We start from the raw sequence: 280 nt of genomic DNA, 5'->3' as shown, positions 1-280 counted from the left end.
CACGAAGATCCACAAGATCATGGACATGGCCATCGCGGCGGGTGCGCCGCTGGTGTCGCTGAACGACGGTGCGGGTGCCCGTATCCAGGAGGGCGTCTCGGCGCTCGCCGGTTACGGCGGCATCTTCCAGCGCAACACCAAGGCCTCGGGCGTCATCCCGCAGATAAGCGTGATGCTCGGCCCGTGCGCGGGCGGCGCGGCCTACTCGCCGGCGCTGACGGACTTCGTGTTCATGGTCCGCGAGACCTCGCAGATGTTCATCACCGGCCCCGACGTCGTC

The 280-nt window shown here is 67.9% G+C and carries 1 protein-coding gene; it reads left to right on the top strand.

The window, feature by feature from the left end; genetic code table 11:
* On the top strand, positions 1 to 280 hold a 280-nt coding region (locus tag IF61_RS0131895), incomplete at both ends, for a carboxyl transferase domain-containing protein (protein ID WP_030370032.1).

This window comes from Streptomyces roseoverticillatus (genome assembly GCF_000719265.1).
GTDB classification, from domain to species: Bacteria; Actinomycetota; Actinomycetes; order Streptomycetales; family Streptomycetaceae; genus Streptomyces; species Streptomyces roseoverticillatus.
The sequence above is the reverse complement of the archived record's forward strand: the minus strand, read 5'-3'. Positions and strand labels throughout refer to the sequence as shown.